Raw genomic sequence first — 22,545 nt, 5'->3', positions numbered from 1 at the left:
GGGGCGGCGGACGGGCTCGCCGGGAGTCCCGCCGGGACGCCGCCGGGGTCCTTCCGGGGGTCCCGCCGGAAGGACCCCGGGGTTTCTCCGGGAGTCCCGCCGGGACGCCGCCAGGGTCCCTCCGGGAGTCCCGTCGGCGGCCCTCCGGACGTCCTGCCGGGCGGGAATCGGCACACCGGGCAGGTTAGGTTAACCTAACCGCGTGTTGGTCGACAGTCCCTCCAAACAGAGCGCGGAGCCGATATCCGCCGCCCCGGCATCCCCCAGGCGCCACGCCCTGCGTGCACTGGGCCTGCTGGTGGCCGTCGGCGTCCTGCTGCTGGTCTGCGTCGCGAGCATCGCGGTGGGTGCCAAACCGGTGCCGGTCTCCGAGGTGTGGGACGGGCTGTTCCACAACACCGGGACCGGCAACGACGTCGTCATCCGCGACCTGCGGGTGCCCCGCACGCTGCTCGGCCTGCTCGTCGGCGCGGCCCTCGGCCTCTCGGGAGCGGTGATGCAGGCGCTCACCCGCAACCCGCTGGCCGAGCCGGGACTCCTGGGCATCAACGCGGGCGCCGCGGCGGCCGTCGTCACCGGCATCAGCTTCTTCGGGGTCACCTCGCTCGCCGGATACGTCTGGTTCGCCTTCTTCGGCGCGGCGGCGGTCTCGGCGGCCGTGTACGTGCTCGGCGGCAGCCGCAGTGCCACCCCCGTCCGCCTGGCGCTCGCCGGCACGGCGGCGAGCGCCGCGCTCTACGGCTACATCAACGCCGTCCAGCTGCTCGACTCCGCCGCACTGGAGCGGCTGCGGTTCTGGACGGTCGGCTCGCTCTCCTCGGCGAGCATGGACACGATTCTCAAGGTCGCCCCCTTCATCGGCGCCGGGCTGCTCCTCGCGCTGCTGCTCGCACGGCCCCTGAACGCGATGGAGATGGGCGACGACACCGCCCGGGCGCTCGGCGCGCACCTGAACCGCACCCGCGTCCTCGCGATGGTCTCCGTCACCCTGCTGTGCGGAGCCGCGACCGCCGCCTGCGGACCGATCGTCTTCGTCGGCCTGATGATCCCGCACGTCGTGCGCTCGTTCACCGGCCCCGACATGCGCTGGATCCTCCCGTACTGCACGGTCCTCGCCCCGGTCCTGCTGCTCGGCGCGGACGTCATCGGCCGGATCGTCACCCGTCCCTCCGAACTCCAGGTCGGCATCGTGACCGCGGTCATCGGCGGACCGGTCTTCATCCAACTCGTACGCCGCAAGAGGATGGCCCAGCTGTGACGGCCCCGCACACCACCGCCGAGAAGGCCGCCGCGCCGGACGGGAAGGCGTCCACGGCGCCGCCGTCGCCGACCCGTGGCGTGAAAGCCGTCCGCACCCCCGGCGGGCTCTCCCTCCGGGTGGACCCGCGGGCCGCCCTCGTCTGCGCGCTGCTGGCCGTCGCCGGGCTCGCCGCCGCCGTCGTCCTCATCGGGACCGGGGACTTCCCCATGTCCTTCGGCGACGTCGTCTCGACGCTCTACGGCAACGGGACCGCGGCGCAGGAGTTCATCGTCCGCGACCTGCGGCTGCCACGGGCCCTGGTGGCCGTCCTCGTCGGCGCCTCGCTCGCGCTCAGCGGGGCGGTCTTCCAGTCCCTGTCCCGCAATCCGCTCGGCAGCCCCGACGTCATCGGCTTCGGGCACGGCTCCACCGTCGGCGCGCTCACCGTGATCGTACTCTTCGGCGGCGACACCCTCGCCGTGTCGGCCGGTGCCGTGCTCGGCGGCCTGCTGACCGGCGTCCTCGTCTACGCCCTCGCGTGGAAGCGCGGAGTGCAGGGCTTCCGGCTCGTCCTCGTCGGCATCGGCGTCGCCGCCGTCCTCGTCGCCGTCATCCACTTCCTGATCACCAAGGCCAACCTCGTCGACGCGACCCGGGCCACCCTGTGGATGACCGGCTCCCTCGACGGGCGCGACTGGGCCCAGGTCGGGCCGCTGGCGCTCATGTGCGCGGTGCTCGTGCCCGTGGTCCTCGCCCACGGCCGGCACCTGCGGATGCTGGAGATGGGCGACGACTCGGCCTACGCGCTGGGGGTGCCCGTCGAACGCACCCGCATCGTGCTCATGACCTGCGGCGTGCTGTTCATCGCGGTGGCCACGGCCGCCGCCGGGCCGATCGCCTTCGTCGCGCTCAGCGCCCCGCAGCTCGCGCGCAGGGTCACCCGGTCGCCCGGACCGAACCTGGTCGCCGCCGCGCTCATGGGCGCGGCGCTGCTCCTCGTCGCCGACCTGGTCGCCACCTCCGCGTTCCCCGACCGGCAGCTGCCCGTGGGCGTGGTGACCGGTGTGCTCGGCGGCTGCTACCTGCTCTGGCTGCTCGTCACCGAACGCCGGGCCGGCCGGATATGACCGCCCCCCAGCATCCCGACGCCCCGACCCCGTCACGGCACCCCAGGAGTACGACCAGCATGCAGCGCCTCACCGCACACGAGGTCACCCTCGCCTACGACCAGCGGGTCATTGCCGAGAACCTCTCGGTGGAGATACCCGACAACTCGTTCACGGTCATCGTCGGGCCGAACGCGTGCGGCAAGTCCACACTGCTGCGCGCCCTGTCGCGGATGCTCAAGCCGTCCGTCGGCCGGGTGCTGCTCGACGGGCAGTCGATCCACTCCCTGCCCGCCAAGAAGGTCGCCCGGACGCTCGGACTGCTGCCCCAGTCCTCGATCGCCCCGGACGGCATCACCGTGGCCGACCTCGTCGGCCGCGGCCGCTACCCCCACCAGGGGCTGCTGCGGCAGTGGTCGCCCGAGGACGAGCGGATCGTGCAGGAGTCGATGACCGCCACGGGCGTGGAGGCGCTGGGGGAGAGGTACGTCGACGAGCTGTCCGGCGGCCAGCGCCAGCGGGTGTGGATCGCGATGGCGCTCGCCCAGCAGACCCCGCTGCTGCTGCTGGACGAGCCCACGACCTTCCTCGACATCCAGCACCAGCTGGAGGTGCTCGACCTCTGCGCCGGCCTGCACGAGTCGCAGGGCCGGACGCTGGTCGCGGTGCTCCACGACCTCAACCAGGCCGCGCGGTACGCCACCCACCTGATCGCCCTGCGCGACGGCAGGGTCGTGGCCGAGGGCGCGCCGTCGGAGGTGGTGACGGCCGAACTCGTGGAGGAGGTCTTCGGGGTCCGCAGCCGGATCATCGAGGACCCGGAGTCGGGCACCCCCCTGGTCGTGCCGTTCGCCCGGGACCGGGCGAACGGCCCCGCCGCGCGGCGCGGCTGACCGCCCGGGGCCGCCGGGCGGCGGGAGGGGAGCGGCGGGAGGTCAGAGCAGGGCGCGGAGCCGCATCAGATCCCGGAAGCCGGCCTCCAGGCGGACGCGGCCCGACGCCCAGGCGCGGGCGAAGTTCAGGTCCCCTCCGACCATGGCCACCAGGTCGTCGCCGGTCATCGCCAGGCGGATCTCCGCCTTGTCGCGGGGCGGACCGTCGTAGGTGTCGGTCACGTCGATCCGGCCGTCGTGCAGCCGGCCGGCGAACGTCGTGTCCAGGTCGGTGACGTGACAGCTCAGCGAGCGGTCCAGTGCCGTCGCGGCGCGGACGTCGCCGTTCGCGCGTGCCAGATTGCCGGAGAGGGTGTCGAGTGCGCTGCGGCACTCCTGCGTGGTGGCCATCGTGACCGACGGTACCGCAGCGCTTCGCGGTAGCGTCTGGGCATGAGCGACGACGTGCAGCCGGGGGAGCCGGGGCAGCCGGGACGAGCGCAGGAGGCCGGGCCCGCGGCCGCGCCCGTGGCGGAGCCCTCGCCCGCGGCGCCCGCGCCGCTCGGCGTCGAACGGGTCCCCACCCACCACGCCGAGGTCGATGCGCTGCTGGAGCGGCTCGCCGACGTGGACCACCTCGCCGCCGACGGCCACACCGAGGTGTACGAGGATGTACACCGGGGCCTGCGGGACGCGCTGACCGCGCTCGACACCCGTCCGGGTCCGAGGCCCCCGCACCCGTCGCACGACCACAGGAGCTGAACCCACCGTGGCAGGAGTCGCCCGCCGCCGCCTCGACGCAGAGCTGGTACGCCGCAGACTGGCGCGTTCGCGGGAACACGCGGCCCAGCTGATCGCCGCGGGCCGTGTCACCGTCGGCGGCACCACCGCGACCAAGTCCGCCACCCAGGTGGAGACCAGCGCCGCGGTCGTCGTCGCCTCCGACGACAGCGACCCCGACTACGTCTCCCGCGGCGGTCACAAGCTCGCCGGCGCGCTGGCCGCCTTCGTCCCGCTGGGGCTGGAGGTGGCGGGCCGCCGGGCCCTGGACGCCGGGGCCTCCACCGGAGGCTTCACCGATGTCCTGCTGCGTGCCGGCGCCGCCCACGTGGTCGCGGTCGACGTCGGCTACGGTCAGCTCGCCTGGTCGCTGCAGAGCGATGAACGCGTCACGGTCAAGGACCGTACCAACGTGCGGGAGATGACGTTGGAGACGATCGACGGGGTGCCGGTGGACCTGGTGGTGGGCGATCTGTCGTTCATCCCGCTCGGCCTGGTGCTCCCGGCGATGGTGCGCTGCTCGGCCCCCGGCGCGGACCTCGTGCTGATGGTCAAGCCGCAGTTCGAGGTGGGCAAGGAACGTCTCGGCAGCGGCGGCGTCGTCCGCAGCCCCGAGCTGCGGGCCGACGCCGTGAAGGCCGTGGCGGGCCGGGCCGCAGGGCTCGGCCTGGGAGTACGGGGGGTCACCGCGAGCCCGCTGCCGGGCCCCTCGGGCAACGTCGAATACTTTCTGTGGCTCCGGGCGGATGCGCCCGGACTCGACCCCGCGGACGTCGACCGCGCAGTGGCGGAGGGACCTCGTTGACCGAGACAGCAGCAACCGAAGCGACCAGAGCGACGCCGGCGGCGCGCACGGTCTTCCTGCTCGCCCACACCGGACGCCCCGCGGCGATCCGCAGCGCCGAACTGGTCGTGCAGGGGCTGCTGCGCAACGGCCTGGGCGTGCGCGTGCTGGAGGCCGAGGCGGAGGACCTGCCGCTGCCCGCAGCCGTCGAGACCGTGCCCGACGCGGCGCCCGGGGTGCTCGACGGCTGCGAGCTGCTGATCGTGCTCGGCGGCGACGGGACGCTGCTGCGCGGCGCCGAGTTCTCCCGCGCCTCCGGCGTCCCCATGCTCGGCGTCAACCTGGGCCGGGTCGGCTTCCTCGCGGAGGCCGAGCGGGACGACCTCGACAAGGTCGTCGACCGGGTCGTCAGCCGCGCCTACGAGGTCGAGGAGCGGATGACCCTCGACGTCGTCGTGCACAGCAACGGCGACATCGTGCACCGCGACTGGGCGCTCAACGAGGCGGCCGTCCAGAAGGTGTCGCCCGAGCGCATCCTGGAGGTCGTGCTGGAGATCGACGGACGGCCGGTCACCGGCTTCGGATGCGACGGCATCGTCTGCGCCACCCCGACCGGTTCGACGGCCTACGCGTTCTCCGCCGGGGGGCCCGTGGTGTGGCCCGAGGTCGAGGCGCTGCTCATGGTGCCGATCAGCGCGCACGCCCTCTTCGCCAAGCCGCTGGTGACCTCGCCCACCTCCACGCTGGCCGTGGAGGTGCAGCCGCACACCCCGCACGGCGTGCTGTGGTGCGACGGCCGCCGGACGGTGGAGCTGCCGTCCGGCGCGCGGGTGGTGGTCAGGCGCGGCGCCGTGCCGGTCCGCCTGGCGCGGCTGCACCACGCGTCGTTCACGGACCGGCTGGTGGCCAAGTTCGCTCTGCCGGTGTCGGGTTGGCGGGGCGCGCCGCACTGAGAGCGCCACAGGTCCCCTCGGGAGAGTGAACGCGGGGCCGGGGTCCGTCGCGCCGCGGCCCCTCGACCTCGTAAGGTCGTGTCCGTGTTGGAGGAGATGCGGATACGGTCGCTCGGAGTCATCGACGACGCGGTCGTCGAGCTGTCGCCCGGGTTCACCGCGGTGACCGGCGAGACGGGCGCGGGCAAGACGATGGTCGTCACCAGCCTGGGGCTGCTGCTCGGCGGACGCGCCGACCCGGCCCTGGTGCGGATCGGCGCGAAGGCGGCGGTGGTGGAGGGCCGGGTCGGCGTGCCCGCCGGTTCGCCGGCCGCGCTGCGCGCCGAGGAGGCCGGGGCCGAGCTCGAGGACGGCACCCTGCTCGTCAGCCGGACCGTCTCGGCCGAGGGGCGCTCGCGCGCCCACCTCGGCGGGCGGTCCGTGCCCGTGGGTGTGCTCTCGGAGCTGGCGGACGAGCTCGTCGCCGTGCACGGGCAGACGGACCAGCAGGGCCTGCTGCGGCCCGCCCGCCAGCGCGAGGCGCTCGACCGCTACGCGGGCGCCGCGGTCTCGGACCCGCACACCGGGTACGCCGCCGCCTACCGGCGGCTGCGCGCGGTGTCGGCGGAGGTCGAGGAGCTGACGACCCGTGCCCGCGAACGGGCCCAGGAGGCCGATCTGCTGCGGTTCGGCCTCGACGAGATCGCGGCGGTCGAGCCGCGGCCGGGCGAGGACGTCGAACTGGCCGCCGAGGCCGAGCGGCTGGGCCACGCGGAAGCGCTGGCCTCCGCCGCCGCCGTCGCCCACACCGCGCTCGCCGGGAACCCGGAGGAGCTGGAGGCCGTCGACGCGGCCACCCTGGTCGCGGGGGCGGGGCGGGCGCTGGACGCCGTCCGCTCCCACGACCCGGCGCTCTCGGCGCTCGCCGAGAGGATGGGGGAGATCTCCATCCTGCTCGGCGACGTGGCGGGCGAACTCGCGGGCTACGCCGACGACCTGGACGCGGACCCGCTCCGGCTGGCCGCGGTCGAGGAGCGGCGGGCCGCGCTGACCGGACTGACCCGCAAGTACGGCGCGGACATCACGGCCGTCCTCGCCTGGGCCGAGGAGAGCGCCGCCCGGCTCACCGAGCTGGACGGCGACGACGAGCGCATCGGGGAGCTGACCGAGGAGCGGGACGCCCTGCGGGGCGAACTGGCCGCGCTGGCGCAGACGCTGACCGACGCCCGCAGCGAGGCGGCCGCCCGGTTCGCGGACGCCGTGACCGAGGAGCTCGCCTCCCTCGCCATGCCGCACGCCAGGGTCTCGTTCTCGGTGCGCCAGACCGAGGACCCGGAGGGCGTCGAGGTCGGCGGCCGGACGGTGGCCTACGGGCCGCACGGCGTGGACGAGGTGGAACTCCTGCTCGCCCCGCACCCGGGCGCTCCGGCGCGGCCCATCGCCAAGGGCGCGTCGGGCGGTGAGCTCTCCCGGGTGATGCTCGCCGTCGAGGTGGTCTTCGCCGGCACGGACCCGGTTCCGACGTACCTCTTCGACGAGGTGGACGCGGGTGTCGGCGGCAGGGCCGCGGTCGAGATCGGCCGCAGGCTGGCGAAGCTGGCCAGGTCGGCGCAGGTCGTGGTGGTCACCCACCTGCCGCAGGTGGCGGCGTTCGCCGACCGCCAGCTGCTGGTGGAGAAGACCGACGACGGTTCGGTGACCCGCTCCGGGGTCACCGTGCTGGAGGGCGAGGACCGGGTGCGGGAGCTGTCCCGGATGCTGGCGGGCCAGGAGGACTCGGAGACGGCCCGGGCCCACGCGGAGGAACTGCTCGCCGCGGCGCGCGCCGACGCCTGAGGCTGCCCGGCGCACGGCCGGGTCCGGTGCTCCGGATTCACCTGAGTGGGTGATCCGTTGCCGCCGGGCCCGGCTCCGTCCACGGCGACGTCACCAGGACGGTGCCGCAACGCCCGTACGGACTGGCATCCTTGGCGGGTGACACAGCTGCGGACGGTCCATGTGCTGGGCGGCGGCAGCGCGGGCAGCAGCGCGCACGTCAGATCACTGGCCGCGGGGCTGGTGGCCCGCGGCGTGCGGGTGACCGTGTGCGCCCCCGCCGCACTCGACCGCGCCTACGACTACGTGGGGGCCGGCGCGCGCTTCGCGCCCGTCCCGCGCCGCGGCGACCCCCTGGCCGTGGCTGCCCTGCGCGCGGCGTGCGCCGGAGCCGACGTCGTCCACGCCCACGGACTGCACGCCGCCGTGCGGGCCTCCGTCGCCCTCAGCGGCCGCTCCGTCCCGCTCGTCGTCACCTGGCACACCCGCGCCGTCACGGACGACGGACGCGACCGGCTGCCGCGCCTGCTCGAACGGCGCGCGGCCCGCGCCGCCGCGGTGCTGCTCGCCACCTGCTCCGAACTCGTCGACCGGGCCCGCGCCCGGGGCGCACGCGACGCCCGCCTCGCCCCCGTCGCCGTCCCCCGCGCCCTCGCCCCGCCGGGCGGGAGGCCGGACAAGACCCGCGCCGAACTGGGCTCGACGGGACGCCCGTTGATCGTCGCCGTCGGCGGGCTCGACGCCCACCGCGGTTACGGCACCCTGCTCGACGCGGCCCGCCGCTGGCGCGCGCTGGACCCCGTGCCGCTGGTCGTCGTCGCCGGGGAGGGGCCGCTGCGCGCCGCGCTGCAGCGCCGCATCGGCGAGGAGGACCTGCCGGTGCTGCTGCTCGGCGGACGCGACGACGTCCCGGAACTGCTGGCCGCCGCGGACGTCGCGGTGCTGCCGAGCCGCTGGGAGGCACGTCCCTTCCTCGCCCAGGAGGCGCTGCGGCTCGGTGTCCCGCTGGTGGCGACGGCGGTGGGCGGCGTTCCCGAACTGGTCGGCACCGCCGCCGAACTGGTCCCCGGCGCGGACGCGGGAGCCCTCGCCGGCGCCGTCTCCCGGCTCCTGGCCGACCCGGCACGGCGCGAGGAGCTGTCCCGCGCGGGGCGCGCGCAGGCCGACGGCTGGCCGTCGGAGGACGACACCGTCGCCCAGGTGCTCAGCGTCTACGACGAACTGACGGGCTCGGGCCGGCTCCCGGCGGTCTGAGGCCCGCCCGGTCCCGGCACCTGGGCGTGGGCTCGTGCCCCCGGCACCCGGGCGCGGGCTCGTGCACCCGGCACCCGGGTGTGGGCTCGTGCCCCCGGCACCCGGGCGCGGGCCGGGCTCACGGGGTGTGGCGGCGGGCGCGCAGGGCCAGGCCCAGGGAGAGCACCGCCTCCGGGTCGTCCAGGTCGGTGCCGAGCAGCTCGCCGATGCGGGCCAGCCGGTTGTACAGCGTCTGCCGGTTCAGATGGAGCTCCCGCGCCGTCTCAGCCTTGCGGCCCGCGTGGGCCAGGTAGGTCTCCAGCGTCGGCAGCAGCAGCGGACGGGACACCGCGTCGTGCGCCAGCAGCGGTCCGACGGCGCGCTCGACGAAGGCGGCCAGGTCCGGGTGCTCGCGCAGCCGCCACAGCAGCAGCTCGATGTCGAGGCGCCGCGCGTCGTACCAGGGCAGGTCGCCCAGCCCCTGCGCCGCCACCGCGGTCTCCGCCGCGTGCCGCAGGCCCGCTCCCGCCGCCGCCCAGCCGCCCGCGGCCGCGACGACGACGACCGCCGGGGGCGCGCCCGCCCGCTCCAGCCCCGCCCGCTCGACGCCGGTGCGCAGCGCCGCCGCGACCCGGTCGGCGACGGCGGCCCGTTCGGACTCCGCGCGGAGCCCGACCAGCAGCGGAACCCGGCCCTCGACCGGGCGCACCCCGAGCAGCACCGGCACGCCCAGCGCCGCCAGCTCCTCGGAGACCGCCCGCACGAGCACGGCCCAGCCCCCGTTCCCCGTCAGTTCCGGGGCGAGCCGCATCACCACCGGGAGCAGCGGCCCGTCGCCCTGCCGGAAGCCGAGGACGCGGGCCTGGGCCGGCGCGGACTCGGGCGCGATGCGTCCTTCGGCGAGGTCGGTGAGGAAGTCGCCCCGTCCCCGTGCCGCCAGCTCCTCCTCCTGACGGGCCTGCATGAGGACCACCGCCAGGGAGCCCGCGGCGCGTTCGGCGGCCATGCGGTGCACCGGTGACAGCGGGGCGGACACGGCGAGGAGCACCAGCCGGGCCCGCACCGCGGCCGTGCCACCGCCGCCGCCGGGCACGTCCACCACGACCGCGTTCCGGGGCGTGTCCTGCTGCCGGCCGCCGCGCAGCCCCTCCCACACCTGGAGCGGGTCGGCGGGGGACCGCCCGCCCTCCGCCGCGTACAGCAGCTGGCCGTCCGGGGTCTCCAGGAAGACCGGGTTCGCGGTGAAGTCCGACAGGACGCGCAGCACCTGGGGCACCCCGCCGCCGCCCAGCAGGGCCGCCGTGCACCGCCGGTGCACCTCCTCGGCCTGGCGCAGCAGGGCGTAGTGGTGGTTGACGATCTCGGTGTGGATCTCTTCCGTCACGGAGACGAAGGGCACCTCCCGGTGCAGCTGGACGAGCGGCAGACCGGACGCCCGCGCGGTCTCCACCAGCGCGTCCGGCAGCCGGTCGAACCGGGGGCCGAGTTCCACCACCAGCGCGGCGATGCCGCGTTCGGCGAGCTGCCGCACGAAGGCGCGCTGCTCGCCGGGGCGGGTGCCGAGCCCGAGGCCGGTGGTCAGCAGCAGTTCGCCGCCCTTGAGGAGCGAGGCGATGTTCGGCACCTCGCCCGCGTGGACCCAGCGCACCGTGCGCCGGAGCCGGTCGCCTCCCGCCACGACCTCGGGCAGGCCGCTGCGCAGCACCGGAAGTTCGAGGGCCCGCTGCACGGTGATCCCGCCCTGGTCGTCCATGGAGCGGGACGCTACCGGTGTCCCGTTTCCCACGCATCGTCCGGGGCGCACGGCACGGCGCCCCGGACGATGCGTGCCGTGCGCCCCGGACGTCCCGGTCCGGCGGATCCGCCGGACCGGGCCCGCGCTCAGCCCCCGTACGCCCCGGACGCCGTCAGGCGCAGCGCGGTGTCGATCAGGGGGACGTGGCTGAAGGCCTGCGGGAAGTTGCCCACCTGCCGCTGGAGCCTCGGGTCCCACTCCTCGGCGAGCAGACCGAGGTCGTTGCGGAGCGCCAGCAGCTTCTCGAAGAGCCGGCGGGCCTCGTCGACCCGGCCGATCATGGCGAGGTCGTCCGCCATCCAGAACGAACACGCGAGGAACGCGCCCTCGTCGCCGGGCAGGCCGTCGACGCCCTCGTCCGAGCCCTCGGTCGGGTAGCGGAGGATGAAGCCGTCCTCGGTGGACAGTTCGCGCTGGATGGCCTCGATGGTGCCGATCACGCGCTTGTCGTCCGGCGGCAGGAAGCCCATCTGCGGGATGAGCAGCAGCGAGGCGTCCAGCTCCTTGGAGCCGTAGGACTGGGTGAAGGTGTTCCGCTCCCGGTCGTAGCCCTTCTCGCAGACGTCCCGGTGGATGTCGTCGCGCAGCTCGCGCCACCGCTCCAGCGGGCCGTCCGCGTCGCCGGACTCGATCAGCTTGATGGTCCGGTCGACCGCCACCCACGCCATGACCTTGGAGTGCACGAAGTGCCGGCGCGGGCCGCGGACCTCCCAGATCCCCTCGTCGGGCTGGTCCCAGTGCTTCTCCAGGTACTGGATCAGCTTCAGCTGGAGCAGGGAGGCGTAGTCGTTGCGGTTGAGGCCGGTCATGTGGGCCAGGTGGAGGGCCTCGGTGACCTCGCCGTAGACGTCGAGCTGGAGCTGGTGCGCCGCGCCGTTGCCGACGCGCACGGGACGGGAGTTCTCGTAGCCGGGCAGCCAGTCCAACTCGGCCTCGCCGAGCTCGCGTTCACCCGCGATGCCGTACATGATCTGAAGGTTCTCGGGGTCGCCGGCGACCGCGCGCAGCAGCCACTCGCGCCAGGCGCGGGCCTCCTCGCGGTAGCCGGTGCGCAGCAGCGAGGAGAGGGTGATCGCGGCGTCCCGCAGCCAGGTGTAGCGGTAGTCCCAGTTCCGGACGCCGCCGATCTCCTCCGGCAGCGAGGTGGTGGGCGCGGCGACGATCCCGCCGGTGGGGGCGTAGGTCAGCGCCTTCAGCGTGATCAGCGAGCGGACGACGGCCTCCCGGTAGGGGCCGTGGTACGTGCAGTGGTCGACCCACTCGCTCCAGAACCCGGCCGTCGCCTCCAGCGACCCCTCCGGGTCGGGCAGCGCCGGCGGCTCCTTGTGGGACGGCTGCCAGCTGATGGTGAACGCGATCCGTTCGCCGGGGGAGACGGTGAAGTCGGAGTACGTCGTCAGGTCCTTGCCGTACGTCTCCGCCTCGGTGTCCAGCCAGACCGAGTCGGGCCCGGCGACGGCGACGGTACGGGTCTCCACCTTGTGCACCCACGGCACGACGCGGCCGTAGCTGAAACGCATGCGCAGTTCGGAGCGCATCGGCACCCGGCCGGTCACGCCTTCCACGATGCGGATCAGCTGGGGCGCGCCGTCACGCGGAGGCATGAAATCGGTCACTCTGATCGTGCCGCGTGCGGTGTCGTACTCGGATTCGAGGATCAGGGAGTCGCCCCGGTACCGCCTGCGGGTGGCCGACGGCGGCGCGGAGTCCGCGCCGCACGCCGGGCCCAGCCGCCAGAAACCGTGCTCCTCCGTGCCGAGGAGGCCGGCGAAGACGGCGTGCGAGTCGAAGCGGGGCAGGCACAGCCAGTCGACCGTGCCGTCCCGGCAGACCAGCGCGGCGGTCTGCATGTCCCCGATGAGTGCGTAATCCTCGATGCGCCCGGCCACGTGCATCTCCAGTCGAACGGCCACGTCCGCCCCGCGGGGCGCTTACGGAGTCAAGGGTCGTTGACGAGCCGCGGCGACCCAAACACCGAAGTGGCCAGAACGCCACTCGCACTGGTGTGGGGGGCGCCGAGAACCGGCCCTCGGCTGGGAATCCGCCGCTCGGCCGGCCCGGCTCGGCAGCGAGTGTCCGAGCAGGATACGACGCGCACGGGGGGTCCGCGCAGGTGTCCCGGCAACGTTCCTGCGCCGAACGGGTGAGCGGCAGGTGGAGCACGGTGAGCGGTCCCGCCGCCGCCCGCCCGCGGGGCGGCCGGCGGCGGCCCGCGGGCGTGGCGCGAGGTGTGGCCGGAAGCAGCCGTGCGCAGGCGCTGATACCCTGGTACCCCGTGGACCGGTGGCCGTCCCGATGCGGAACAGGCCCCGAAACCGCAGCGACGGCGCCCCCCGACCGGGATCCGGCAGCCGGTACGCACCCCACCAAGCGACCACGGGAGCCCCCTCTTGGCGATGCCGGCACGAGCCACATCCGCGACGACCAAGCACATCTTCGTCACCGGGGGTGTCGCCTCCTCCCTCGGCAAGGGCCTCACGGCCTCCAGCCTGGGCGCGCTGCTCAAGGCGAGGGGCCTGCGGGTCACCATGCAGAAGCTCGACCCGTACCTGAACGTGGACCCGGGCACCATGAACCCGTTCCAGCACGGTGAGGTGTTCGTCACCAACGACGGCGCCGAGACCGACCTGGACATCGGCCACTACGAGCGCTTCCTCGACGTCGACCTCGACGGCTCCGCGAACGTCACCACCGGGCAGGTGTACTCGCAGGTCATCGCCAAGGAGCGGCGCGGCGAGTACCTGGGCGACACCGTCCAGGTCATCCCGCACATCACCAACGAGATCAAGTCGCGCATCCGCCGGATGGCCACCGACGACGTCGACGTCGTGATCACCGAGGTCGGCGGCACGGTCGGCGACATCGAGTCCCTGCCGTTCCTGGAGACCGTCCGCCAGGTCCGCCACGAGGTCGGCCGCGACAACGTCTTCGTCGTGCACATCTCGCTGCTGCCGTACATCGGTCCGTCCGGCGAGCTGAAGACCAAGCCGACCCAGCACTCGGTCGCCGCGCTGCGCAACATCGGCATCCAGCCGGACGCGATCGTGCTGCGCGCCGACCGCGACGTGCCGACCGCGATCAAGCGCAAGATCTCGCTGATGTGCGACGTCGACGAGGCCGCGGTCGTCGCCGCCATCGACGCCAAGTCGATCTACGACATCCCGAAGGTGCTCCACACCGAGGGCCTCGACGCCTACGTCGTGCGCAAGCTCGACCTGCCGTTCCGCGACGTCGACTGGACGACGTGGGACGACCTGCTCGACCGGGTGCACAACCCCGACCACGAGGTCACCGTCGCGCTCGTCGGCAAGTACATCGACCTCCCCGACGCCTACCTGTCGGTGACCGAGGCCATGCGGGCCGGCGGCTTCGCCAACCGGGCCCGGGTCACGGTCAAGTGGGTCACCTCCGACGACTGCAGGACGCAGGCGGGCGCGGAGAAGCAGCTCGGCGACGTCGACGCCATCGTCATCCCCGGCGGCTTCGGCGAGCGCGGGGTGGACGGCAAGGTGGGCGCCATCCGCTACGCGCGCGAGCACAAGGTGCCGCTGCTCGGCCTGTGCCTCGGGCTCCAGTGCATCGTGATCGAGGCCGCGCGCTCCCTGGCCGGGATCACCGACGCCAACTCCACCGAGTTCGACGCCGCCACCGCCCACCCGGTCATCTCCACGATGGAGGAGCAACTGGCCTACGTGGAGGGCGCGGGCGACCTCGGCGGCACCATGCGCCTGGGCCTCTACCCCGCGAAGCTCGCCGAGGGCTCCATCGTGCGCGAGGTCTACGGCGACCAGCCGTACGTGGAGGAGCGCCACCGCCACCGCTACGAGGTCAACAACGCCTACCGCACCGAGCTGGAGAAGAAGGCGGGCATCCTGTTCTCGGGCACCTCGCCCGACAACAAGCTGGTGGAGTACGTCGAGTACCCGCGCGAGGTGCACCCCTACCTCGTCGCCACCCAGGCGCACCCGGAGCTGTGCTCCCGCCCGACCCGTCCCCACCCGCTCTTCGCCGGTCTGGTGAAGGCGGCCGTGGAGCGCCGGAAGGCGGCCGGCCCGGCCGAGTAGCGGCGGACGATACCGTTGACCGGGGTGCCCGCCCATGCGGCGGGCGCCCCGGTCCGTCGTCTGCACGTGCTGGAAGGACGCTTCGATGACCTTGAAGGACACGCCCGAGGAGTGGCAGGTCACCGCGACCACGACGCCGTTCCGCGGCAACAAGACGAGTGTCCGCACGGACAGCGTCGTCATGCCCGACGGGACGGTCGTCACACGCGACTACCAGGTGCACCCGGGATCGGTCGCGGTGCTCGCCCTGGACGGCGAGGGCCGCGTCCTCGTCCTGCGCCAGTACCGGCACCCGGTGCGCCACAAGCTGTGGGAGATCCCGGCCGGACTGCTGGACGTCCCCGGTGAGAACCCGCTCCACGCGGCGCAGCGCGAACTGTACGAGGAGGCGCACGTCAAGGCCGAGGACTGGCGGGTGCTCACCGACGTGTACACGACGCCGGGCGGCTGCGACGAGGCCGTGCGCGTCTTCCTCGCCCGCGACCTCTCCGAGGCGGAGGGCGCGCGCTACGAGGTCTCCGAGGAGGAGGCCGACATGGAGCTGGCGCGGGTGCCGCTGGGCGATCTCGTCCGGGGCGCGCTCGCCGGCGAACTCCACAACACCTGCCTGGTCGTCGGCGCCCTCTCCGCGGCGGCGGCCCTGGCGGGCGACGGGTTCGACGCGCTGCGGCCCGCCGACGCGCCCTGGCCGGCCCGTCCGTTCGAGGCCTGAGGCCCTGAGGCCCTGAGGCCATGAGGCCCTGCCGTCCGCGGCCCGCGCCCGAGGCCCTGCCGTCCGCGGCCCGCGCCCGCGGCCGTGCCGTCCGCGGCCCGGGCCCGAGGCCCTGCCGTCCGCGGCGCGGGCCCGCTGTCGGGCGGCCGTGCGACGCCCGACAGCGGGTCCGCTCCGGCCGCAGCCCTTCCCGGTCCTGCTTCCGTCCGGAGACGGGACGCCCCGCCTCCGGCGGGTGATGACGTCCTCTCAGTTCCCCCGATCCGACGATCAGTTGATCCGATCGGGGGACCGGGGGCTCCGCCCGCCCTGTGCCGCCGGGTTCGTCCCCATGCGTGAACTAGGCTCGCAACGCCCGTGCGGAGCCCCGTCGGGCTCGGCTCGTGCGCGGACGGACTGGAGCGTGGCCCGTGACGGATCAGGCGCTGGACCTGGGCGGCCCCGACCGGGCGGCGGGCGCCCGGACCGGCGCCGGGGACCGGTTCTTCGGCAGACATCGTGAACTGAAGTCGCTGCACGCCGACATCGAACGCGCCGGTCTCGACACCCTCGCGGGCCGCAAGGCCGCCCGGGCCCGCGTCCTGCTCGTCGCGGGCCGCCCCGGCTCGGGACGCACCGCGCTCGCCGCGGAACTCGCCCGCTCGCTCGCCGACCGCTACCCGGACGGTGTGCTGCGGGTACGTCTGACCGAACCGGGCGGCCGGCCCGTCCCGCTGGACGAGGCCGCCCGTTCGCTGCTGCGCGACCTCCGGGTGTCCGCGCCGCCCGGCGCCGACGAGGACGAGCTCGCCGAGAGCGTCCGCGAGGCGCTCGCCGTCCGCCGGACGCTGCTGCTCGTCGACGACGTCCGCGAGGCCGAACACCTCGACCCGCTCATCCCCGACAACCCGGACGCCCTCGTGGTCGCCGTCTCCGAGGGGCCGCTCACCGGCATCCCCGGCGTCCGCCCCTGCACCCTCGGCGGCATGGACGCCAAGTCCGCCATCGAACTCCTCACCGGCTTCACGGGCGAGGTCCGCATCACCGTCGACCCGCAGGCGGCCGAGGCGGTGGCCGAGGAGTGCGGGGGCCAGCCCGCCGCCCTGGTGCTGGTCGGGGGCTGGCTCGCCGCGCGGCCCTCCTCCTCGGTCGCCGACGCGGCCCGCAGACTGCGCGCGCTGCCCGACGACGGCGACCAGCCGAGCGGCGGCCGTCCGCTGGCCCGGGCCTTCCGGCTGGTCTACGACTCCCTGCCGCAGCCGGCGGCCAGGACTCTGCGGCTGCTCGCCCTCGCCCCCGCCGGGCGCGCGGACGCGCACACCGCGTCCGCGCTGGCGGGCTGCTCGGTCTCGTCGGCCGAGGCCGTGCTCGAATCGCTGGCGGCCGCCGGCCTGCTCCGCGGTGGGGACGGCGTCTTCGAGGTCCCCGGCTGCCTCGCCGGCCTGCTGACCGCCCTGCTGGCGACGGACCGCGCGTCGGAGGTGCAGCTCGCGCGGGCGCGGATGCTGGAGCGCACCGTCCGCAGGCTGCAGGCGTGCCGTGCGGTCACCGAGCCGGACGGCAGCCCGGCCCGGCGCAAGCTGGCCGGGCTGCCGCGTGCGCTGCGCTTCGCCTCCGTCGCGGAGGCCGGCGCCTGGCTCGACGCCCGGCGCGAGACGCTGCTCGCCTCCGCGCGGATGGCCGTCGACGACGGGGAACTGGACACGCTGGCCAGGCGGCTGGTGGCCGCCCTGGTGCGGGCGCTGGCGGCCCACCGCGGCACCGAGGCGGCCGCCGCCGACCTCTACGGCCTGCACCGCCTGGTGCTCGACGTCGCGACGCGGCGCGGTCTGCACCGGGAGCGGGCCGCCGCCCTGCTCAACCTGGCCGACCTGGACGCCCGCCACGACCGCACCGAGGAGGCGCTGGGCCGCTACCGCGAGGCGCTGGACGCGGGCCGGCTGGCGAAGGACGACTACGCGACGGGCCGCGCGATGGAATCCGTCGGAGGGGCGTACCAGGAGCTCGGCGACTGGCAGCGGGCGGCGGACTGGTACGGCCGCGCCCTCGCGCAGCGCCAGACCCGGGGCGAGCGGGCCGACGAGGCACGGCTGTACGGGCGGCTCGGCACCGTGCACACGTACGCCGGGCGCTACGGGGAGGCGCTGCGGAGCTGGCGGGCCGCGGTGGCCGGGCACCGCAGGCTCGGCGATGTGCCCGCCCAGGCGCGGGCGCTGAGCGAGGCGGCCCGGGTGCAGGAGTACGCGGGCCGGCCGGAGGAGTCGCTGCGCACCTGCCGGGAGGCCGTGGAGTGGGCGCGCCGGGCAGGGGACACCCGGCTCCAGGCCGCGCTCCAGCTCCGCCTGGCGGACACGCTGGAGCGCCTGGCGGACCCCACCGCAGCGCAACTCCACCGTCACGCTGCGGAAAGGCTCCTCGGAGAGGAGGGTTCCGCCTACGAAATCCGCAGTGGTTCCGAAGAAGATTGATGCTTTGTAAGGCTAGACAGCGGGAAGTCCTTCATTAGACTGGTTGATGCCGGGCCTTCACATGGTGTGCCCCGGTATGCCCGGTGAGGCTGGGTATCTATGGCATTGACCGCTTTTTCCCTCTGAGTCAAGGACCGTGATCGACGTGAAGGTCGGCATCCCCCGCGAGGTCAAGAACAACGAGTTCCGGGTGGCCATCACCCCCGCCGGCGTGCACGAGCTGGTGCGCCACGGCCACCAGGTCGTCATCGAGCAGAACGCGGGCGTCGGCTCCTCGATCACGGACGAGGAGTTCGTCGCGGCGGGGGCGCAGATCCTCCCCACCGCCGACGAGGTCTGGGCCGCGGCCGACCTGCTGCTGAAGGTCAAGGAGCCGATCGCCGAGGAGTACCACCGCCTCCGCAAGGACCAGACCCTCTTCACCTACCTCCACCTGGCCGCCTCCCGCGAGTGCACCGACGCCCTGCTGGAGTCCGGCACCACCGCCATCGCCTACGAGACGGTCGAGACCGCGAACCGCGCCCTGCCGCTCCTCGCCCCGATGTCCGAGGTCGCGGGCCGGCTGGCCCCGCAGGTCGGCGCCTACCACCTGATGCGCTCGGCCGGCGGCCGCGGCGTGCTCCCCGGCGGCGTCCCCGGCACGCAGGCGGGCAGGGCCGTCGTCATCGGCGGCGGCGTCTCCGGCTGGAACGCCACGCAGATCGCCGTCGGCATGGGCTTCCACGTGACCCTGCTCGACAAGGACATCAACAAGCTGCGCGAGGCCGACAGGATCTTCGGCACCAAGGTGCAGACGATCGTCTCCAACGCCTTCGAGCTGGAGAAGGCCGTCGTCGAGGCCGACCTCGTCATCGGCGCCGTGCTGATCCCGGGTGCGAAGGCGCCGAAGCTGGTCACCAACGAGCTCGTCGCCAAGATGAAGCCCGGAAGTGTCCTTGTCGACATTGCGATCGACCAGGGCGGCTGCTTCGAGGACTCCCGTCCCACCACCCACGCCGACCCGACCTTCCCGGTCCACGGCTCGGTCTTCTACTGCGTCGCCAACATGCCCGGCGCGGTGCCCCACACCTCCACCTACGCGCTGACCAACGCCACGCTGCCCTACATCGTGTCGCTGGCGAACAACGGCTGGGCCGAGGCCCTGCGGCGCGACACCGCGCTGGCCAAGGGTCTCAACACCCATGACGGCAAGGTGGTTTACAAGGAGGTCGCGGAGGCCCACGGCCTGGAGAGCGTCGAGCTGAGCGCGCTTCTCGGCTGACGGTCAACCGACGTCGTCAACATCACGTGTCCGGCCGGACCTTGGCCAGCAAGGTCCGGCCGGACACGTTTGTCCCCGCTCGCGGCGAGGGTTCAACTCGCCGCGAACGTAACCCTTCAACCGTTTCGCCCACCCCTGAAACCTGCTGTCGGAAGCACACGGAACGGGTCGTGCGCCCTTGACAGCGGGGTGTTCGATTGCCGACACATCGGGCCGGGTCCGGCGGATTGTGTTGCTGCGGAGCGGTGACACGCCATAGAGTCGCCAACCGTCGGCATGGTGCCACGCTGACCTATCGATAAGTTTCCTGGTCCCGTCCAAGGAGGTAAGACGACTTGTGAATGAGTCGACATTTACTCCCGGTGGTGGTCAGCCAGGAACGGCTGCGGGCCAGCACCCGTCGCCCGGTTTCGAGGCAGTCGGCTCCGTCGCTGTCCGCCCCTTCGTGACGCACCAGCACACGACGCACATGACGACACCCCACACGATGAAGACGATGGACGGCCAACACGTGAACGCCATGGCCGGCAACGAGAGTGGCCGAGAGTCCACCCACTTCGCCGCCTACGAGGAAGTCCCCGAAGGGCACTTCTACGACCCCGACGCCGAATACGAGCCCGACCCCGAGTACGCGGCCACCCTCGCGCCCGACGCCGCGCGTCAGCGCCGCGAGCGGATCGGCCCCACCGGGCGTCCCCTGCCGTACTTCCCGATTCCGGGCCCGCTGACCGACCACGGTCCCGCCAAGATCATCGCGATGTGCAACCAGAAGGGCGGCGTCGGCAAGACCACGTCGACCATCAACCTGGGAGCCGCGCTCGCCGAGTACGGCCGCCGGGTGCTGCTCGTCGACTTCGACCCGCAGGGCGCGCTCTCCGTGGGCCTCGGCGTGAACCCGATGGAGCTCGACCTCACCGTCTACAACCTCCTGATGGAGCGCGGCATGTCCGCGGACGAGGTCCTGCTCAAGACGGCCGTGCCCAACATGGACCTGCTGCCGAGCAACATCGACCTGTCCGCCGCCGAGGTGCAGCTGGTCAGCGAGGTCGCCCGCGAGTCGACGCTCCAGCGGGCGCTGAAGCCGCTGATGTCCGACTACGACTACATCGTGATCGACTGCCAGCCCTCGCTCGGCCTGCTCACGGTCAACGCCCTGACCGCCGCGCACAAGGTCATCGTGCCGCTGGAGTGCGAGTTCTTCGCCCTGCGCGGAGTGGCGCTGCTGACCGAGACGATCGAGAAGGTCCAGGAGCGGCTCAACCCCGAGCTGGAGCTCGACGGCATCCTCGCCACGATGTACGACTCCCGCACGGTGCACAGCCGCGAGGTGCTGGCGCGGGTCGTCGAGGCCTTCGACGACCACGTCTACCACACCGTCATCGGCCGGACCGTCCGCTTCCCGGAGACCACGGTCGCCGGTGAGCCCATCACCACGTACGCGTCCAACTCCGTCGGCGCCGCCGCCTACCGCCAGCTCGCCAGGGAGGTGCTCGCCCGGTGTCACGCCGAGTGAGTCTGCCCGGTGCCGACGAGCTGTTCCGTACGACCGGGGGCACGGGGCTGACCGCCTCCTCCCCGCGCAAGCAGGCGAGCGGCGAGCCCCGGGTGCCGGCACCGGCGGGCGAGAGCGACCCGTCGGACCGGAGCGGCTCCGCCGCGGCCCCGCGCTCGCAGGAGCACGCACCCGCCGCCGACCCCGAGGCGCCCGGCGAGGAACGCGGACGCGGCACGGAGGCCGCGGACGCGGCGACGGGCGCCGCGAAGACGCGCCGCGCACCCGGCACCGAGGCCGCGGCGACCGGCGCGGCCCGCCGGCGCGGCCGGGGCGCCAACCGGCGGCCGAGCGGACGCGAGCGCCACGACGAGAAGATCACGGTCTACGTCTCCGCCGAGGAGCTGATGGACCTGGAGCACGCGCGCCTGGTGCTGCGCGGCGAGCACGGCCTGGCCGTCGACCGCGGGCGCATCGTCCGCGAGGCGGTCGCGGTGGTGCTGGCGGACCTGGAGCAGCGCGGCGACGCGAGCATCCTGGTGCGCCGCCTCCGGGGCCGCTGACGCGGTAGCCTGCGGGCCTGCCCGCCCGCGCTTTTTCCGCCCCTGGACCACGATGCCCCCGACCGACGAGACGTCCCGCCCGGCCCGCCGCCGCGTGCTGGGCCGGGGGCCCGGGGCACCGGCCGCCCCCGAGCCCGTCGCCCCGGACGAGGCGCCCGCGGACGCGGACGCGCCGGACGGCGCGGGTGCTCCCGCCGCGCGGACGGCCTCCCCGAGCGCCCCCGCGCCCGAAGCCGCGGAAGCGGCCACCACGGCCAGTCCACCCGCACCGGCGACGGCCCCCGCGCCGGATTCCGGCCCCTCCGCCGCGTCCGGAGCGGTGCGAGGCGCTGAGCACGTCCCGCCTGTCGCGTCCGGCGCGGCGGGTGCTCCCGAGGCCGCCCCGCCCGCAGCCGCCGAGGCCCCTCCCGCCGGGGGCGCCACCGGGTCCGCGCCGGACCCGGGTACCGCCGGCGCGACGGCTCCCCGCGACGCCCTCCGGCCGGAGGCGGCTCCCGAGCCCGGCGCCGTCCCCGCGCACGCCCGCGTTCCCGCGCCGGAAGCCGCTCCCGCTCCCGTCCCCGACGTGGCTCCCGCGCCCGGCGCCGTCCCCGCATCCGATGCCGCGCCCGGCGCGGCGTCCGCGTCCGAGGGGGACGGGCGGTTCACCGTGCGGCTGGCCAACTTCGAGGGGCCGTTCGACCTGCTCCTGCAACTGATCGCCAAGCACAAGATGGACGTCACCGAGGTCGCCCTCTCCAAGGTCACCGACGAGTTCATGGCGCACATCCGGTCCATGGGCCCCGACTGGGACCTCGATCAGACGACCGAGTTCCTCGTCGTGGCCGCCACGCTGCTCGACCTCAAGGCCGCGCGGCTGCTGCCGGCCGCCGAGGTGGAGGACGAGGCCGACCTCGCGCTGCTCGAAGCACGCGACCTGCTGTTCGCGCGGCTGCTCCAGTACCGGGCGTACAAGCAGATCGCCGAGATCTTCGAGCGGCGGCTGGACGACGAGTCGCGGCGCTTCCCGCGCACCGTCGGCCTCGAACCGCACCACGCGGAGCTGCTGCCCGACGTCGTGATCAGCATCGGGGCCGAGGGCTTCGCCCGGCTCGCGGTCAAGGCGATGCAGCCGAAGCCGAAGCCGCAGGTGTACGTCGACCACATCCACGCCCCGCTGGTCAGCGTCCGGGAGCAGGCCGAGGTGGTGGTCGCCCTGCTCAGGGAGCGCGGCACGGCCAGCTTCCGCGAGCTGACCGAGGGCGTCGACGACACCCTCACCGTCGTCGCGCGCTTCCTGGCCCTGCTGGAGCTGTACCGGGAGAAGGCCCTCGTGCTGGACCAGCCGGAGGCGCTCGGGGAGCTGACCGTCACCTGGGCCGCCGGGGACGGCGCCGGCGAGGTGACCGTCACCGACGAATTCGACCAGGTCGTGGAGGAGAAGGAGTGAGCGAGCTCAAGCCCGCGCTG

18 protein-coding genes are annotated in these 22,545 nt (G+C 74.1%); 15 read left to right on the top strand and 3 right to left on the bottom strand.

Translation table 11 applies throughout. The features are described from left to right. Positions 1-202 precede the first annotated feature (202 nt). The 3 genes from IAG43_RS06440 (at position 203) to IAG43_RS06430 (ending at position 3,239) form a co-directional block, all read left to right on the top strand. Positions 203-1,258 carry a FecCD family ABC transporter permease gene (locus IAG43_RS06440; RefSeq protein ID WP_187739793.1) on the top strand — a complete coding sequence of 352 codons (1,056 nt, stop codon included), beginning with the start codon at positions 203-205 and terminating at the stop codon, positions 1,256-1,258. An 80-nt stretch (positions 1,259-1,338) separates the two neighbouring features. Further along, entirely contained in the window at positions 1,339-2,367 is a 1,029-nt protein-coding gene (locus IAG43_RS06435) for a FecCD family ABC transporter permease (protein ID WP_187744320.1), read from the top strand. 59 nt (positions 2,368-2,426) lie between these two features. Then, entirely contained in the window at positions 2,427-3,239 is an 813-nt protein-coding gene (locus IAG43_RS06430; protein ID WP_187739792.1) for an ABC transporter ATP-binding protein, read from the top strand. A gap of 42 nt (positions 3,240-3,281) precedes the next feature. Here the strand turns inward: IAG43_RS06430 and IAG43_RS06425 are convergent, their stop codons facing one another. Then, positions 3,282-3,629 (bottom strand): SCP2 sterol-binding domain-containing protein, encoded by a 348-nt coding sequence (locus IAG43_RS06425; RefSeq protein ID WP_187739791.1) that lies wholly within the window; start codon positions 3,627-3,629, stop codon positions 3,282-3,284. Positions 3,630-3,671: 42 nt separating this feature from the next. Between IAG43_RS06425 and IAG43_RS06420 the strand changes: the two genes are divergently transcribed. The 5 genes from IAG43_RS06420 (at position 3,672) to IAG43_RS06400 (ending at position 8,783) form a co-directional block, all read left to right on the top strand. Further along, the gene (locus tag IAG43_RS06420; protein WP_246574089.1) at positions 3,672-3,980 is read left to right on the top strand and encodes a hypothetical protein; all 309 of its coding nucleotides are present in this window, start codon (positions 3,672-3,674) and stop codon (positions 3,978-3,980) included. 7 nt (positions 3,981-3,987) lie between these two features. Further along, positions 3,988-4,803 carry a TlyA family RNA methyltransferase gene (locus IAG43_RS06415; RefSeq protein WP_187739790.1) on the top strand — a complete coding sequence of 272 codons (816 nt, stop codon included), beginning with the start codon at positions 3,988-3,990 and terminating at the stop codon, positions 4,801-4,803. Further along, positions 4,800-5,735 carry an NAD kinase gene (locus IAG43_RS06410; RefSeq protein ID WP_187739789.1) on the top strand — a complete coding sequence of 312 codons (936 nt, stop codon included), beginning with the start codon at positions 4,800-4,802 and terminating at the stop codon, positions 5,733-5,735. The genes IAG43_RS06415 and IAG43_RS06410 overlap by 4 nt, the downstream gene beginning before the upstream one ends. Positions 5,736-5,831: 96 nt before the next feature. Beyond that, positions 5,832-7,550 (top strand): DNA repair protein RecN, encoded by a 1,719-nt coding sequence (gene recN / locus IAG43_RS06405; protein WP_187744319.1) that lies wholly within the window; start codon positions 5,832-5,834, stop codon positions 7,548-7,550. Between the two features lie 138 nt (positions 7,551-7,688). Continuing rightward, positions 7,689-8,783, top strand: a complete 1,095-nt coding sequence (locus IAG43_RS06400) for a glycosyltransferase family 4 protein (RefSeq protein WP_187739788.1) — start codon at positions 7,689-7,691, stop codon at positions 8,781-8,783. 118 nt (positions 8,784-8,901) lie between these two features. Here the strand turns inward: IAG43_RS06400 and IAG43_RS06395 are convergent, their stop codons facing one another. Together IAG43_RS06395 and IAG43_RS06390 are read right to left on the bottom strand one after the other, a co-directional pair. Then, complete coding sequence (locus IAG43_RS06395) at positions 8,902-10,515, bottom strand: PucR family transcriptional regulator (protein WP_187739787.1); 1,614 nt, start codon at positions 10,513-10,515, stop codon at positions 8,902-8,904. A gap of 128 nt (positions 10,516-10,643) precedes the next feature. After that, the gene (locus IAG43_RS06390; protein ID WP_187744318.1) at positions 10,644-12,446 is read right to left on the bottom strand and encodes a glycoside hydrolase family 15 protein; all 1,803 of its coding nucleotides are present in this window, start codon (positions 12,444-12,446) and stop codon (positions 10,644-10,646) included. A gap of 507 nt (positions 12,447-12,953) precedes the next feature. Between IAG43_RS06390 and pyrG the strand changes: the two genes are divergently transcribed. The 7 genes from pyrG (at position 12,954) to IAG43_RS06355 (ending at position 22,525) form a co-directional block, all read left to right on the top strand. After that, positions 12,954-14,621, top strand: coding sequence for a CTP synthase (gene pyrG / locus IAG43_RS06385; protein ID WP_187739786.1), 1,668 nt, complete (start codon positions 12,954-12,956; stop codon positions 14,619-14,621). An 85-nt stretch (positions 14,622-14,706) separates the two neighbouring features. Further along, entirely contained in the window at positions 14,707-15,333 is a 627-nt protein-coding gene (locus tag IAG43_RS06380) for an NUDIX domain-containing protein (protein ID WP_187739785.1), read from the top strand. Between the two features lie 410 nt (positions 15,334-15,743). Next, a complete protein-coding gene (locus IAG43_RS06375; RefSeq protein ID WP_187739784.1) occupies positions 15,744-17,780 on the top strand; it encodes a tetratricopeptide repeat protein in 2,037 nt (678 codons plus the stop codon). A gap of 145 nt (positions 17,781-17,925) precedes the next feature. After that, complete coding sequence (ald, locus tag IAG43_RS06370) at positions 17,926-19,041, top strand: alanine dehydrogenase (RefSeq protein ID WP_187744317.1); 1,116 nt, start codon at positions 17,926-17,928, stop codon at positions 19,039-19,041. Between the two features lie 337 nt (positions 19,042-19,378). After that, entirely contained in the window at positions 19,379-20,554 is a 1,176-nt protein-coding gene (locus IAG43_RS06365) for a ParA family protein (protein ID WP_187739783.1), read from the top strand. Further along, on the top strand, positions 20,539-21,096 hold the full coding sequence (locus IAG43_RS06360) for a hypothetical protein (RefSeq protein ID WP_187739782.1): 558 nt from the start codon (positions 20,539-20,541) through the stop codon (positions 21,094-21,096). Before IAG43_RS06365 ends, IAG43_RS06360 begins: the two co-directional genes overlap by 16 nt. Positions 21,097-21,148: 52 nt before the next feature. Next, positions 21,149-22,525 (top strand): segregation and condensation protein A, encoded by a 1,377-nt coding sequence (locus IAG43_RS06355; protein ID WP_187739781.1) that lies wholly within the window; start codon positions 21,149-21,151, stop codon positions 22,523-22,525. Positions 22,526-22,545 lie beyond the last annotated feature (20 nt).

This window comes from Streptomyces genisteinicus (assembly GCF_014489615.1).
In the GTDB taxonomy this organism is placed as follows: Bacteria; Actinomycetota; Actinomycetes; order Streptomycetales; family Streptomycetaceae; genus Streptomyces; species Streptomyces genisteinicus.
The sequence above is the reverse complement of the archived record's forward strand: the minus strand, read 5'-3'. Positions and strand labels throughout refer to the sequence as shown.

Excerpts from the sequence above, each read along its gene's own strand:
- IAG43_RS06430 (WP_187739792.1), top strand. The coding sequence starts at position 2,427 with ATGCAGCGCCTCACCGCACACGAGGTCACCCTCGCCTACGACCAGCGG.
- IAG43_RS06380 (WP_187739785.1), top strand. The coding sequence starts at position 14,707 with ATGACCTTGAAGGACACGCCCGAGGAGTGGCAGGTCACCGCGACCACG.
- IAG43_RS06425 (WP_187739791.1), bottom strand. The coding sequence starts at position 3,629 with ATGGCCACCACGCAGGAGTGCCGCAGCGCACTCGACACCCTCTCCGGC.
- recN (WP_187744319.1), top strand. The coding sequence starts at position 5,832 with ATGCGGATACGGTCGCTCGGAGTCATCGACGACGCGGTCGTCGAGCTG.
- pyrG (WP_187739786.1), top strand. The coding sequence starts at position 12,954 with ATGCCGGCACGAGCCACATCCGCGACGACCAAGCACATCTTCGTCACC.
- IAG43_RS06420 (WP_246574089.1), top strand. The coding sequence starts at position 3,672 with ATGAGCGACGACGTGCAGCCGGGGGAGCCGGGGCAGCCGGGACGAGCG.
- IAG43_RS06355 (WP_187739781.1), top strand. The coding sequence starts at position 21,149 with ATGCCCCCGACCGACGAGACGTCCCGCCCGGCCCGCCGCCGCGTGCTG.
- IAG43_RS06395 (WP_187739787.1), bottom strand. The coding sequence starts at position 10,515 with ATGGACGACCAGGGCGGGATCACCGTGCAGCGGGCCCTCGAACTTCCG.